This is a genomic window from Janthinobacterium sp. 344 (assembly GCF_900112025.1).
Lineage (GTDB): Bacteria > Pseudomonadota > Gammaproteobacteria > Burkholderiales > Burkholderiaceae_D > Janthinobacterium.
Genome location: NZ_FOKL01000002.1, coordinates 732218 through 746152, shown reverse-complemented (window position 1 = coordinate 746152; position 13935 = coordinate 732218). Strand labels below are relative to the sequence as shown.

The window sequence follows — 13935 nt, the reverse complement described above, 5'->3', positions numbered from 1 at the left end:
CACTTTTTTACGCAGCAGCGGCGCGCCGGCCACCGGCGCTGCCGCGCGGCAGGCCGGGAAAATCCGGCCTACACTGACCGCATCATCTTTGCATCACTCCATAAAGCGAGCCTTATCATGTCACGCGCATTTATCCTCCTGCTTGATTCCTTCGGCCTTGGCGCGACGCCAGACGCCGCCAAGTATGGCGACGCAGGTGCCAATACCTTTGGCCACATTGCCAGCACTGTCGCCAAAAGCGGCAAGACCTTGAAACTCCCGAACATGGAACGCCTGGGCCTGGGCGCCGCCGCCCACCTGGCCAGCGGCGAATGGGCCACGGGCTTCGACCAGCGCGACGGCTTTACGGGCGCCTACGGCGCGGCGCGCGAGCGCTCCACCGGCAAGGACACGCAGAGCGGCCACTGGGAAATCGCCGGCGTGCCCGTCGAATTCGACTGGGGTTATTTTCCCCGCACCACGCCGTCGTTCCCGGCCGACCTGACCGACAAGCTCAAAGCCCTGTCCGGCGTGCCGGGCTTCCTGGGCGACTGCCATGCCTCCGGCACGGACATCATCAACAAGCATGGCGACGAGCATGTCGCCACGGGCAAGCTGATTATCTATACCTCGGGCGACTCGGTGATGCAGATCGCCGCGCACGAGGAATCGTTCGGCCTCGAACGCCTGTACGCAGTGTGCGAAATGGCCTTCAAGCTGGTCGAGCCGTACAACATCGGCCGCGTCATCGCCCGCCCGTTCAAGGGCAGCAACGGCAACTACACGCGCACTTCCAACCGCCACGATTATGCCGTCGCGCCGCCCGCGCCGACGCTGCTCGACCACGTCAAGAACGCGGGCGGCGAAGTTGTCGGCCTGGGCAAGATCAGCGACATTTTCGCTACCCAGGGTATTTCCCGGGTCGTCAAGGGCGTCGACAACATGGCGCTGTTCGAAGCGCTGCTGACCACGGCCGATGAAGTGCAGGACAAGTCGCTCACTTTTGTCAACTTCGTCGATTTCGACCAGGCCTTCGGCCACCGCCGCAACGTCGAAGGCTATGCCGACGCGCTGCGCGAAATGGATGGTCGCCTGCCGGAATTCATGGCCAAGCTCAAGGAGGGCGACCTGGTCGTGATCACCGCCGACCATGGCTGCGACCCCACCTGGCACGGCTCCGACCACACCCGCGAACACATTCCGATGATCTTCTTCGGTCCCGGCGTCGCCCCGCGCGCACTGGGCATTTCCGAGACCTTCTCCGATATTGGCCAAACCCTCGCCAAGCACCTTGGCGTACCACCACTTGCTAATGGAACCAGCTTGTTATGACACTCATGCACCCCGAATTCAAGCGTAATGAGGCCGTTGGCCTCGACCTGGGCTGGATCAACCAGATCCGCGTCAACCGCGCCGCGACGGACCGCCGCGCGGCCAGCCTGGCGAACCGCCGCACGGTAAAAAAGGAATACCAGGCAGCCTGGCTGGTGAAAGCCATCCAGATGATCGACCTGACCACCCTGGGCGGCGACGATACGCCGGGCCGCGTGGAACGCCTGTGCATGAAGGCCATGCGCCCGCTGCGCGCCGACCTGATGGACGCGCTGGGTTTGACGCAGCTGAGCACGGGCGCCGTGTGCGTGTACCACGAGATGATCCAGCCGGCCGTGAAAGTCATCCAGGGCCGCCTGCCCATCGCCGCCGTGTCGACGGGTTTCCCGGCCGGCCTGACGAGCATGGAAACGAAGCTGCGCGAGATCGAACTGTCGGTCGCCGCCGGTGCTTCCGAGATCGACATCGTCATCACGCGCCAGCACGTCCTGAATGGCAACTGGCAAGTGCTGTACGACGAAATGCTGGCCTACCGCAAGGCGTGCGGCGAAGCGCACGTGAAGGCGATTCTCGCCACGGGCGACTTGCTGACCCTGGAAAACGTGGCCAAGGCGTCGTGGGTGTGCATGATGGCCGGCACCGATTTCATCAAGACCTCCACCGGCAAGGAGGGCGTGAACGCCACCATTCCCGTGGCCCTGACGATGGTGCGCACGATCCGCGAATACCACGAGCAGACGGGTTTCCAGGTGGGCTTCAAGCCGGCCGGCGGCGTCAGCTCGGCCAAGAGCGCGCTGCAATACCTGACCCTGATGAAGGAAGAACTGGGCAACGAATGGCTGCAGCCGCACCTGTTCCGCATCGGCGCTTCCAGCCTGCTGACCGACATCGAGCGCCAGCTCGAGCACTACGTCACCGGCAGCTACTCGGCCAATCATCGTCACGCACAACCTTAAAGAACAATCGTCATGCCTACAATTAACGAGATTCTCACTACTATGGACTACGGCCCTGCTCCCGAAAGTCAAAAAGAAGCACAGGCGTGGCTCGACGGCCACCAGCGCACATTCGGCCTGTTCATCGACAACGCCTGGAGCGAGCCGGCCGAGCTGTTCGCCTCGACCAATCCTGCCGACGGCACGCAGCTGGCCGAGCTGACGCAAGCCACCGATGCGGACGTGGAACGCGCCGTGGACGCGGCGCGCCGCGCGCTGCCGGTCTGGCAAAGCATGGGCGGCCATGGCCGCGCGAAAGTCATGTACGCGCTGGCCCGCTTGCTGCAAAAGCATGCGCGCCTGTTCGCCGTGCTCGAAACCCTGGACAACGGCAAGACCATCCGCGAAACGCGCGATATCGACCTGCCGCTGGCCGCGCGCCATTTTTATCATCACGCCGGCTGGGCGCAGCTGCAGTCGGAAGAATTCGCCGACTACCGCGCCGTGGGCGTGGTGGGCCAGATCGTGCCGTGGAATTTCCCCCTGCTGATGCTGTCGTGGAAAATCGCCCCGGCCCTGGCGGCCGGTAACACGGTGGTCTTCAAGCCGGCCGAATTCACGTCGCTGACGGCCATGCTGTTCGCCGAACTGTGCGTGCAGGCGGGCGTGCCGGCCGGCGTGGTCAACATCGTCACCGGCGACGGCAGGGTGGGCGCGGCCATCGTCAACCACCCCGGCGTCGACAAGATCGCGTTTACGGGTTCCACGGAAGTGGGCCGCCTCATTCGTGAAGCGACGGCCGGCAGCGGCAAGAAGCTGTCCCTCGAATTGGGCGGCAAGTCGCCGTTCATCGTCTTCGAAGACGCGGACCTGGACGGCGCCGTGGAAGGCCTGGTCGATTCGATCTGGTTCAACCAGGGGCAGGTGTGCTGCGCCGGATCGCGCCTGCTGGTGCAGGAATCGATCCAGGAACGCTTCCTGAACAAGGTGCGCGCGCGCATGGACAACCTGCGTCTCGGCTCGCCCCTGGACAAATCGATGGACGTGGGCGCGCTGGTCGACCCCGTGCAGCGCCAGCGCATCGCCGCGCTCGTCGATTCGGCCCGCGCCGAAGGCTGCGACGTGTGGCAGCCCGCATGCGAACTGCCGGCTGACGGCTCGTGGTTCCCGCCGACCCTGATCACGGGCGCGTCGACATCGGCTGCCGTGGCGCAGGCTGAAATCTTTGGCCCCGTGCTGGTGGCCATGAGCTTCCGCACGCCGCCCGAAGCGGTGCAGCTGGCGAACAACACGGTGTACGGCCTGGCCGCCAGCGTGTGGACCGAGTCGATCAGCCTGGCGCTCGATATCGCGCCCGCCATCAAGGCTGGCGTGGTGTGGATCAACAGCGCGAACCAGTTCGACGCGGCCTGCGGCTTTGGCGGCTACCGCGAATCGGGCTTCGGCCGCGAAGGCGGCCGCGAAGGCATGCTGGAATACATGACGGCCCTGGCCGAAGATGCGCGCCCGGCCCTGCCGGTGGTGGAAGCGAAAGCCAAGGCGGCAGTGAAGCCGGCGGCAGCCGACCCGTTCGCCATCGACCGCACGGCCAAGATGTACATCGGCGGCAAGCAGGCGCGCCCTGACAGCGCCTACAGCGCGCCCGTGTTCGGCGCCAACGGCGCCCTGCTGGCCGAAGTGGGCGTGGGCAGCCGCAAGGACATCCGCAACGCCGTCGAAGCGGCGCATAAAGCGTCCGGCTGGACCAGCGCCACGGCGCACAACCGCGCGCAAGTGCTGTACTACATCGCCGAGAACCTGGCCGCGCGCGCCGAGGAATTCGCCGCCCGCATCGCTGCCATGACGGGCAGTAAAAACCCGGAGAAGGAAGTGCAGGCATCGATCGAACGCCTGTTCTACTACGCCGCCTGGGCCGACAAGTACGACGGCCTGGCGCACCAGCCGCCGACGAAGGGCATCACCGTGGCGCTGAACGAAGCGGTTGGCGTGATCGGCATCGTCTGCCCGAACGAGGCGCCTTTGCTGGGCTTCATTTCGCTGGTGGCGCCCGCCATCGCGCTGGGCAACCGCGTGGTGGTGGTGCCGTCCGAAGCGCATCCACTGTCCGCGCTGGACCTGTACCAGGTGTTCGACACGTCCGACCTGCCGGGCGGCGTCGTCAACATCATCAGCGGCAACGCCGATGAACTGGCGCGCACCCTGGCCACGCACGCCGACATCGACGCCGTCTGGCGCCATGACGGTTCCGCCGACGGTTGCGCGGAAGTCGAGCGCCTGTCGGCCGGCACCCTGAAGCGCACCTGGGTCGGTGGCGCCAAGGGCCGCGACTGGTACAGCGCGGCGCAGAGCGGCGGCCGCGCCGTGCTGGCGCACGCGTCGCAAGTGAAAAACGTGTGGATTCCTTACGGCGTCTAATGTAAATCGCAGTAATGCCGGGGCCGCAACTCCATCGCAAAGCCGATCGGGGTGCGGCCCCTAAGTCATTCATTTATTGGAGTTATTCCATGTTTTTGACCCAAGAAATCATCCGCAAGAAGCGCGACAAGGGCGTCCTGAGCGCCGAGGAAATCCAGTTTTTCGTGCGCGGCATCACTGACGGCAGCGTCAGCGAAGGGCAGATCGCGGCGCTGGGCATGGCCGTCTTTTTCAACGACATGAACATGGATGAACGCGTGGCGTTTACCCTGGCCATGCGCGATTCCGGGCAGGTGCTGGACTGGCGTTCGCTGAACCTGCCGGGCCCCGTCGTCGACAAGCATTCGACGGGCGGCGTAGGCGACGTCGTCTCCCTGCTGCTGGGCCCCATGGTCGCCGCGTGCGGCGGCTACGTGCCGATGATCTCGGGCCGCGGCCTGGGCCACACGGGCGGCACGCTGGACAAGTTCGACGCCATTCCCGGCTACTGCACCGTGCCGGACAATGCACTGTTCCGCAAGGTGGTGCAGGAGATTGGCGTGGCCATCATCGGCCAGACGGCGCAGCTGGCACCGGCCGACAAGCGCTTCTACAGCATCCGCGATGTCACCGCCACGGTGGAATCGGTGGCCATGATCACCGGCTCCATCCTGTCGAAGAAGCTGTCGGCGGGCCTGGACGCGCTGGTGATGGACGTGAAAGCAGGCAGCGGCGCCTTCATGCCGACCTACGACAAATCGGTGGAACTGGCCGAGAGCATCGTCGCCGTCGGCAATGGCGCGGGCATGCAGACGTCGGCCATTTTGACGGACATGAATGAATCGCTGGCGCCGTATGCGGGTAATGCGCTGGAAGTGCGTGGCGCCATGGATTACCTGACTGGCCGTTCGCGTCCCGCGCGCCTGCACGAAGTCACCCTGGCGCTGTGCGCCGAGATGCTGGTGCTGGGCGGCCTGGCCGCCACCGAGGAAGAAGCGCGCGCCAAGCTGATGGCGGCCCTCGATTCGGGCGCAGCGGCCGAGCGCTTCTCGCGCATGGTCGCGGCCCTGGGCGGCCCAGCCGATCTGCTCGAGAATCCGGACAAGCACCTGGAAAAAGCACCATTCGTCGTGCCGGCGCCGGCGCTGTCGGCCGGCTTTGCCAACGTGCGCGATTGCCGCGCCATCGGCCTGGCCGTCGTCGCCCTCGGTGGCGGCCGCCGCCGTCCGACCGATAGCATCGACTTCGCCGTCGGCTTGACGGACCTGGTGGGCCTGGGCGAGCAGGTAGCCGTTGGCCAGCCGCTGGCCATGGTGCACGCACGCACGGAAGCGGCGGCGCAGCTAGCCGTCAAGGAAATCCAGCAGGCGTATGAAATCAGCGCCGTGGCGCTGACGGCCAATCCGGTGATTTACCGTACCATTCGACCATAACTTAACCCTAGAAGCAAAATCTGGGGTCAGACCCTGAGGGTCTGACCCCGGCCTTTCGCGGGTTTTACAGATAGATAATCAAATGAACAACCAAGAACTGATCGCCGAAGCCAATGCCGGCCGTGAACTGGCCTACGCGCCATACTCGCGCTTCAAGGTGGGCGCGGCACTGCTGTGCAAGGATGGCCGCGTCTTCCGTGGCTGTAACGTGGAAAACGCCGCCTATGGGCTGTGCAACTGCGCTGAACGCACGGCGTTTTTCAGCGCCATCGCGCATGGCTGCAAACCGGGCGACTTCGCCAGGCTGGCCGTCACGGGCGACACGGCGGAGCCGATTTCTCCATGCGGCGCCTGCCGCCAGGTGATCTTCGAGATGGGCGGCGCCGACCTGCCGGTGATCCTGACGAACCTGAAGAACGACATCATGGAAGTGACGGCGGGCTGGCTGCTGCCGCACGGTTTCGGCAATTCCGATCTGGACATGAAGTAACTAGGTAATGGCATCCGCTTGAACAAGACGATCGACATCCAGGCCGCCGTGGCCATTGCCGCGGCCGAAGCCCTGGCCGCCAAGACACAGGGTACGTTCGGCGTGGGCGGCGTGCTGCTCGATGGCGCCGGCAATGTGCTGCAATCGATGCACAACAACGTCGTGCGCCAGGGCCTGGTGTTCGATCCCACCGCGCATGGCGAACGCCAGCTGGTGGACTGGTATTTTGCCGAGCGGGCCAAGGGCAGGCCGTTGCCGCCGCCGGGCGAGCTGACCATCGTCACTTCGCTCGACCCGTGCTGCATGTGCACGGGCGCCATCCTGGCCGCCGGCTTCAACGTGGTGGTGGCCGCGCCTGATGTCAAGGCGGGCATCAATTACGATGCTGCCGCCAGTTTCACGGCCTTGCCGCCGCCGCTGCGGGCGCAAGCGGGCCGCAGCTTCTGCTATCCGGCCGTGCGCGGCGCCACTGAATACGCGCGCGTGCCGTCCGGCGCCGCGCCCAAATCCTTTTTCATCGGCAAAAGCATCCACGAGGCGACACAGGCCCTGTGCTCGCTGGTGTTCGAGTCGACGTCGGCACAGGTGATGCAGCTGCTGAACGCGGGCGACGATGAACAGCGGCGCGACCCCGCTACCTTGCCGTCCGAGCATCCGGTGGTGCGCGCCTTGCGCCGCCGCTATCCCGATGCCCTGACTTACCGCTGCGCGCCGCATGCGCCCGACGCGGGCCTGGCGCCCTTCCTGCAGGCGGCCATGGAGCAGGACTTGCGCGATGGCGGCCAGGGCGACGCGGCCGCCTTGCTCGACTCCTTCGGCAACCTGCTGCTGTGCATGCCGGGAAAGCTGGCGCAATCGGCCGTCCGCACGCCGTTCATGGAATGTACGCGCCAATATGCGCAGCTGCGCTTTGAATTGATGGCGCATGCGGCGCCGGCGCTGCAGGAGGAAATCAAACGCTACCTGGGCCACCCCAAGCACGGCACCTTCGTGCTGGCCATCGGCCCGGACGACAGCGCCGCCAGTTTCATGACCCTGGGCGCCTACGGCTCCACCATGGAAGGGGCGCTGCCGGAGAATAATCCCGCGCAATTCCAGTACGTGCGCCCGGCCATGGACGAAGACGCGCTGCTGGCGCTGTGCGACGCCATGCCGCCCCTGTACCGCAAATTGATACGCATCCGCCCGCGCCAGGTGGCGGATCCGTCCCTGCGCATGGCACTCGCCTAGGCATCATCGTCCGGCAGGTTCTTGAGTAAAAAGTCGCGCACGTTTTCACCGGCCACGCGGCGGATCTGCGCTTCCGACAAGCCTGCGTCCAGCAGCGCCTGCGTCAGGCGCGGCAGGCCGGCCGCGTCGATGGCCGTGGTGACTGCGCCGTCGAAATCCGAGCCATAAGCGACGTGTTCGGCGCCGATCAGTTTTACCGTGTATTTGATGGCGCGCGCGATCGATGCCACGTCCTTGCCGCAGACGGCCGTATTCCAGAAACCGATGCCCACCAGGCCCCCCTGCGCGGCGATGCGTTTCAGTTGTGCGTCACTGAGATTGCGGCCGTTGGCGCAGGTGCCGCGCACGCCCGTGTGCGAGACCATCACGGGGCGCTTCGCCAGGCTCAGGACGTCGTCGATGGTGGCCGGCGAGGCATGCGCCAGGTCGACGATCATCTTGCGCTGCTCCATGGCGCGCAGCCACTGCCTGCCCAGCGGCGTCAGGCCGCCTTTTTGCAGGCCGTGCTGCGAACCCGAGATTTCCGTGTCGAAGAAATGCGTGGGCGCGGCCATGCGGTAGCCGGCCTGGTACAAGGTATCGAGATTTTCCAGTTTGCCTTCCAGCGCATGCGCGCCTTCCAGCGTCAGCCAGCCGCCCAGCAGGCGCGGCTCCTTTTCGCGCGCGGCGATGAAGCTGCGCAGCTGCGCGCGGCTGCCGATGACGCGCACCTTGCCATCGCTCTTGCCCGCTTGCTGGCGCAGTTCGCCGGCCTGGTAAGTGGCGCGCGCCAGCAGGCTGTTCCAGGTGGCGGGCGGCAAGCCTTGCGCCACGACCAGGGCCGTGATGTTGTCCGTGTCGCTGCCATTGCGCTCGATATTCATCTTGCGCGGCGTCTTGGTGACGACGGAAAAGGCTTGCAGCGCCACGTTGGCGCGCTGCAGGCGGGGGAAGTCGACGTGCCCGCGCTGGCTGTCGCGGTTCAGGTCGCGTTGCCACAGCAGGCTGTCCGCGTGCAGGTCGGCGATCCACAGGCTCTGGTGCAGGGCCAGGGTGGCCGCCGCCGGCGCCTTGCCGGACGGGGGATGGGTGCGGTTGAGGTGCTCGTCGACGAGGACGGGAGCGGACAGGAAGCCGCCCACTAGCGCAAGGCTGGCGGCGGCGAGGGTACTGATGATCATTGTTCTCCGTTTCACCATGGGTCGTAGGTGCCCAGGCTCCAGATGTGGCCTTCCGGATCGCGGCAAGTAAAGCCGCGTCCGCCGTAATCTTCATCCTTGATGTCGAGCACGATCTCGGCGCCCGCTTCGCGCGCGCGGCGGTAGACGGCATCGGCGTCGCTGACGACTAGGTAGCAGCTTTGCGTGTTGGCATTGCCGATTTCGCCGGGTTGCTTCATCAGGCGGCCATATTCGCTGTCGACCACGGAACCGAGCATGATCATGCCGTTTCCATAGCTGAGTTGCGCATGGGCGATGCCGCCGTCGCTGTCGGGGACGACCAGCTGTTGTTCAAAACCGAATGCCTTGCATAGCCAGTCGATGGCCGCTGGCGCATCGCGGTAGCGCAGGCAGGGAATGGTGGTGGCCCTGGTGGCTTTTGCTGTCGTGGTCATATGGACACTCCTGTAGGGGGATGGAGTAGTTTCGATCGTGATTGGTGCGCAGCGTTCACCATGCAGGGCATTCATGGTGATCGTGTTGATGCCTGTCATGGGCGCGCTTCACTATATGCCACTCCCGTCCGTCCTACAAGAGCGTCACGTTTGCGGCGGCTGTTCCGGCTGCGGCGCTTTCTTGTCCCAGCTGAAGCCGTCCGTCTTGCCGGCCCACTTCAGCAGCAGGAAGACGGCGAACAGCGTGATGACCAGCGGCAAGATGGTGAGGATGACGGCCAGGCCGATGGCGCACGCGAGCAGCATGGGCCATGACATGGCCGAGAGGGCAGCGAGCCCCTGGCGCGCGTAGCCGCACAGGTCGCTCCAGAAGGCGGAAAAGGAAGTGCTGCCTGGTGCCGGGTTGATATCTTTCATGGTGCTCTCCTGTCGTCGTTGAGTGCCGTTGCCGTCATGCTGGCCTGGCGATGAAGCAACTATAGCCTGGCATGTTCCTGCTGGCGCCCTGTCTGCGACGAACGGTGCGTTGGGCGGCACAAACGACGATTTTGCGGCGACAGGCCGTTACTCGAAGACCTTCAGCTTGAGCTGGAAGCTGAGGGCGCCATACAGCCGGTCTTTATATGAAGGCACGATGGCGATATTCACGCCCACGCGCTGGTACTCATAGCTGATGGTGGGCACCAGGGCCGGGAACCAGCCGCCGTCGCGCATCTTTGGATAGCCGCTGAAGCCGCCAACGACGGCGCCTACGCGAAACGGTCCCATCTGGATGGGCTGGTAGTACACGCCCAGGTAATTCGAGTAGGCGCGGTCACTGTTGTAGAAGCGGCCCGCCGTGGCCGACGCGACGGTGGAGAAACGGTATTCGGCGCCCAGGCCAGGGTTGCTGTCATTCAAGCCCTTGTCGCGCTGGAAATGATACGAATAAAAGCCCGCGTTGAGCCAGGTTTCACTGAGCGGCTGGTTGTCGATCATGTTGAACACATCGGCGTGTGCGCCGCAGGCATATGCCAGCATCAGTGCGCCTAGGGACAATCGTTTCATGCTTGCTTCATCCTTATGATGTCGTAATCGGTGGGCTGGCCTGGTCTGGCGCTGCCGCGATCGTATCACCAAGTTGGCTGTGCTTCTAAGCAATATTGAAAGTGCGGAACAGGCGGCTGTTTTCCCGTCTGTTCCAGGCATCCGCGGCATGGTCAGGGCGGACGCCGGGCTGCGCTCAGAGAATGATTCTCATTGAGCAACTAAGTTTTCATATTTGTTACAAAAGTTGTTGGTTGGCGACATCTCAAATCCAATGGATATGATATTCTGGCGTTAAGTTAATTTTCTTTTTGGAAATAAAATGTCAAGCCTGCCTAAATTGCCACTCCTTCTCGTCCTGTCGACCGTGTTCGCCGCCGGCGCCGCGCAAGCCGGTGTTGTCGATCTGGGTATCGGTGGCGCCAATTTGTATTCGTTGAGCAATTTCAGCGCGTCCGGCAGCGATGTCGAAGGCGCCGTGCTGGTTGCCGGCAATCTGACGGGATCGAGTTATTCGATCAATGACAAGAACAAGGACGCCTACGTCACGCATGGCAATACCGGCTACGCGCTGGTCGTTGGCGGCAACTTGAACTACAGCTCCGGCTCGATCAAGAACGGCAACTATTATGTCGGCGGCACGACGACGACGAGCAGCGTGGGCCTGAACACGGCGACCAAGACCACGGCCTCGCCCGTGTCGTTTGCCACCACCTCGGCCCAGCTGAAGAACACGTCGACCTCGCTGGCCAAGGTGGCGGCCACGGGCAGCAGCTCGGTGGCCTATGGCGGCATGACCCTGAAGGGCGGCACGGGCGGCGTGCAAGTGTTCGACCTGACTTCCGCGGCGCTGGGCTCGGTGAACAACTTCAAGTTCAGCAACCTGCACACGAACGACACCCTGATCCTCAATATCAGCGGCACGGACGTGACCTTGAGCGGCGGCTATGATGGTTTCAAGAACTACAATGTCTTGTACAATTTTTATGAAGCGAAGAACCTGACCCTGAGTAACGTTGGCCTGTACGGCAGCGTCCTGGCGCCGCTGGCGACCCTGGCTGGCGGTGGCGGCCAGATCAACGGCAGCGTGGTGGTGGGGAACTGGGCTTCGAACATCCAGGTCAACGCCAACCATTATTTCAATGCCACCAACGTGGCCGGTTATGTCTCGGCCGTGCCGGAACCGGAAACCTATGCGATGCTGCTGGCGGGCCTGGGCCTGGTCGGCTGCATGGCGCGCCGCCGCCGGAACAAGACGGCAGCGTAAGCGTTCACGCCGGCCTGAAAACCGCCTGTCAAGGCGGTTTTTTTTCGCCTGCTGGCGGCAGGGACACGGCCGCCAGCACCATGTGGGAGATCAGGGTTTCCGCATCCTCGTAATCCTTGCGCGTCAGCTGCTTGCGCTCCAGCACCAGGGTCATCTGGGCTGAAAAATCCGCATACGATTGCGTCATGGCCCAGATGGCGAACATCAGGTGCGTGGCGTTGACGGGGGCGATCCTGCCGGCCGCGATCCAGGCCTCGAAGATGGCGATATCCTTGCGCAGCAGCGGCACGACCCTGTCGCGTATCTGCGCGCCGTACAGGGGCGCGCCATTGATCACTTCCAGCGCATACACGCGCGACGCCCACGGCTGTTCGCGCGAAAAACGCAGCTTGGCGCCGATATACGCGCGCAGCACGTCCCCCGGTTCAGCGTGCCCGCTGGCCAGCATGTCCATGCGCGCCAGCCAGTCGTCGAGCACATCGTCGAGCACGCGCTGGTACAGCTGCTGCTTGGACGGGAAGTAGTACATCAGGTTCTGCTTCGACAGGCCCGCCCGTTCGGCGATGGTGGCGATCGATGCGCCTTCGTAGCCGTTTTCCGCGAACACGCGCACAGCCTGTTCGAGGATGTCCGCTTCCAGGCGGTCGCGGTTTTGCAGGCGCCGACCGCTGGCGTTTTTCGCGGGAAGGGCAGGGGATTTGTCGCTGGCCATGGCGGATTCTTTAGCGTGGACGGATCGATTGCAGGAAGGCTTGCAGCACGGGCGTGTCGGTGTAGGCCACGTTGAAGCGGAACCACACCGTCTCGGGCGCGCGCAGCATGAAAAACTCGTTGGGCGACAGCAGGATGCCAGCCTTTAACGCCATGTCGGCGATGATTTTTCCATTCCATTCCGGCGTCTGGACAGTGGGCCAGCCGGCGCTGACGAACATGCCGCCGCGCGGACGCGCCACGGGGGCCATGCCTGCCTGCGCCAGGCAGTCGATGCTGCGTTCGCGGGCCGCATCGAGCTGCGCCACCAGGCGCTCGACCATGCGTTTGTAGGGCCGCGCGGACACGGCGTGATAGACGGCGCGCTCGTTGATTTCCGACGTCGTCAGCCCCGCCAGCATTTTCACGCGCACCAGTTCGGCCACCAGCGACGGCGACGCGCAAATCGACCCCACGCGCAGCACGGGCGACAGGGTCTTGGAAAAGCTGCCGACGCGGATCACGCGGCGCAGGCCATCCATGGCCGCCAGCGACGCGTCGCCGCGCGCCGCCAGTTCGCGGTAGATATCGTCTTCCACCAGCCAGAAATCGAATTGCTCGGCCAGCGCGAGCAGGCGATGCGCCTGCGCCTGGTTCAAGGATGTCCCCAGCGGATTTTGCAGCACCGTGTTGACGAACATGAGCTTGGGCTGCGTGCGCGCCGCTGCCAGCGCCAGCGCTTCGAGGTCGAGGCCCGCCTCGCCGCGCGCGATGCCCACGGGGATGCAGCCATGGTGGCGTATCAGCGATTGCAGGTTGCTGTAGCCGGGGTCTTCCACCAGCACCGTGTCGCCCGGCTTGGTCAGGCTGCGCAGGATCAGGTCGAACGCGTGCGTGGCGCCGTGCGTCAGCAGGACCTGGTCCGGTTCGGCCTGGAACAGGTCTTCGGACAAGCCGGCCGCCAGGTGCTGGCGCAGCGAGGGAAAGCCGAGGGGGTGGCCATAGCCGCGCAGGCGGCTGGCGGGAATGCGCATGGCCTGGCGCACGGCGTCGAGCACCGTCGCCTCGCCATACATCTCGGGCGGCAGCCAGCCCGCGCCCACGGGCAGCGCTTCGGAGACCCCCGAATACAGGTCGGGCGTGAGGGCATCGATGGCCGTGGGGCTGGCGTGGATGGCTGCCTGCGGCGAGGCCGCCACATCGTGGCGCGCGACAAAATAGCCGGAGCCGCGCCGCGACGACAGCAAACCGAGGTTGACGAGGCGGTCATACGATTCGACGACGGTAAACGTCGACACGCCATTGCAGCGGGCGAACTGGCGCACGGATGGCATGCGCGTGCCGATGCGCAGGGCGCGGCTGCCCACCATGATGCTGATGGCGATGACGATCTGCTCGACCAGGCCGCCCTTCTTCTGGCGGTCGATATCGAGCACGGGCCAGCCGCTGGCGTGACCTTCGCCCTCGTCCTGCTTCACGTTGTGCGTCACCGGTGGCTCCTTATGCTGCCTTGCACAAAAAAACTGTAGTGGTTTTTCGACCTGTACGGTTGGCACACTTTGCCG

Annotated in this window: 13 protein-coding genes; 7 read left to right on the top strand and 6 right to left on the bottom strand. The window is 64.6% G+C overall.

Going from position 1 to position 13935, the window contains the following annotated elements; all coding sequences use genetic code 11:
* Positions 1-117 precede the first annotated feature (117 nt).
* From BM193_RS09520 to BM193_RS09495, 6 genes are all read left to right on the top strand, one after another.
* Positions 118-1311 (top strand): phosphopentomutase, encoded by a 1194-nt coding sequence (locus BM193_RS09520; protein ID WP_092798102.1) that lies wholly within the window; start codon positions 118-120, stop codon positions 1309-1311.
* Entirely contained in the window at positions 1308-2267 is a 960-nt protein-coding gene (gene deoC, locus BM193_RS09515; protein ID WP_092798103.1) for a deoxyribose-phosphate aldolase, read from the top strand. The genes BM193_RS09520 and deoC overlap by 4 nt, the downstream gene beginning before the upstream one ends.
* 42 nt (positions 2268-2309) lie before the next feature.
* Positions 2310-4661 carry an aldehyde dehydrogenase family protein gene (locus BM193_RS09510; RefSeq protein ID WP_092798104.1) on the top strand — a complete coding sequence of 784 codons (2352 nt, stop codon included), beginning with the start codon at positions 2310-2312 and terminating at the stop codon, positions 4659-4661.
* 89 nt (positions 4662-4750) lie between these two features.
* Positions 4751-6073, top strand: coding sequence for a thymidine phosphorylase (gene deoA, locus BM193_RS09505; RefSeq protein WP_092798105.1), 1323 nt, complete (start codon positions 4751-4753; stop codon positions 6071-6073).
* 82 nt (positions 6074-6155) lie between these two features.
* Positions 6156-6563, top strand: a complete 408-nt coding sequence (locus BM193_RS09500) for a cytidine deaminase (protein ID WP_092798106.1) — start codon at positions 6156-6158, stop codon at positions 6561-6563.
* A 12-nt stretch (positions 6564-6575) separates the two neighbouring features.
* Positions 6576-7793 (top strand): nucleoside deaminase, encoded by a 1218-nt coding sequence (locus tag BM193_RS09495; protein WP_175533219.1) that lies wholly within the window; start codon positions 6576-6578, stop codon positions 7791-7793.
* Here the strand turns inward: BM193_RS09495 and BM193_RS09490 are convergent.
* The 4 genes from BM193_RS09490 to BM193_RS09475 form a co-directional block, all read right to left on the bottom strand.
* On the bottom strand, positions 7790-8953 hold the full coding sequence (locus BM193_RS09490) for a dipeptidase (protein WP_092798108.1): 1164 nt from the start codon (positions 8951-8953) through the stop codon (positions 7790-7792). The two genes, BM193_RS09495 and BM193_RS09490, sit on opposite strands and share 4 nt — an antisense overlap.
* Before the next feature lie 11 nt (positions 8954-8964).
* Positions 8965-9387 (bottom strand): VOC family protein, encoded by a 423-nt coding sequence (locus tag BM193_RS09485; RefSeq protein WP_092798109.1) that lies wholly within the window; start codon positions 9385-9387, stop codon positions 8965-8967.
* 144 nt (positions 9388-9531) lie between these two features.
* Positions 9532-9804: a hypothetical protein gene (locus BM193_RS09480; protein ID WP_092798110.1), complete on the bottom strand. Its 273-nt coding sequence runs from the start codon at positions 9802-9804 to the stop codon at positions 9532-9534.
* A 147-nt stretch (positions 9805-9951) separates the two neighbouring features.
* Complete coding sequence (locus tag BM193_RS09475; RefSeq protein ID WP_092798111.1) at positions 9952-10434, bottom strand: hypothetical protein; 483 nt, start codon at positions 10432-10434, stop codon at positions 9952-9954.
* A gap of 301 nt (positions 10435-10735) precedes the next feature.
* Here BM193_RS09475 and BM193_RS09470 point away from each other — a divergent pair, with 301 nt between their 5' ends.
* The gene (locus BM193_RS09470; RefSeq protein WP_092798112.1) at positions 10736-11680 is read left to right on the top strand and encodes a choice-of-anchor A family protein; all 945 of its coding nucleotides are present in this window, start codon (positions 10736-10738) and stop codon (positions 11678-11680) included.
* A gap of 28 nt (positions 11681-11708) precedes the next feature.
* Here the strand turns inward: BM193_RS09470 and BM193_RS09465 are convergent, their stop codons facing one another.
* Positions 11709-12392 (bottom strand): TetR/AcrR family transcriptional regulator, encoded by a 684-nt coding sequence (locus BM193_RS09465; RefSeq protein WP_092798113.1) that lies wholly within the window; start codon positions 12390-12392, stop codon positions 11709-11711.
* A 10-nt stretch (positions 12393-12402) separates the two neighbouring features.
* Entirely contained in the window at positions 12403-13860 is a 1458-nt protein-coding gene (locus BM193_RS09460; RefSeq protein ID WP_092798114.1) for an aminotransferase-like domain-containing protein, read from the bottom strand.
* Between the last annotated feature and the right edge of the window lie 75 nt (positions 13861-13935).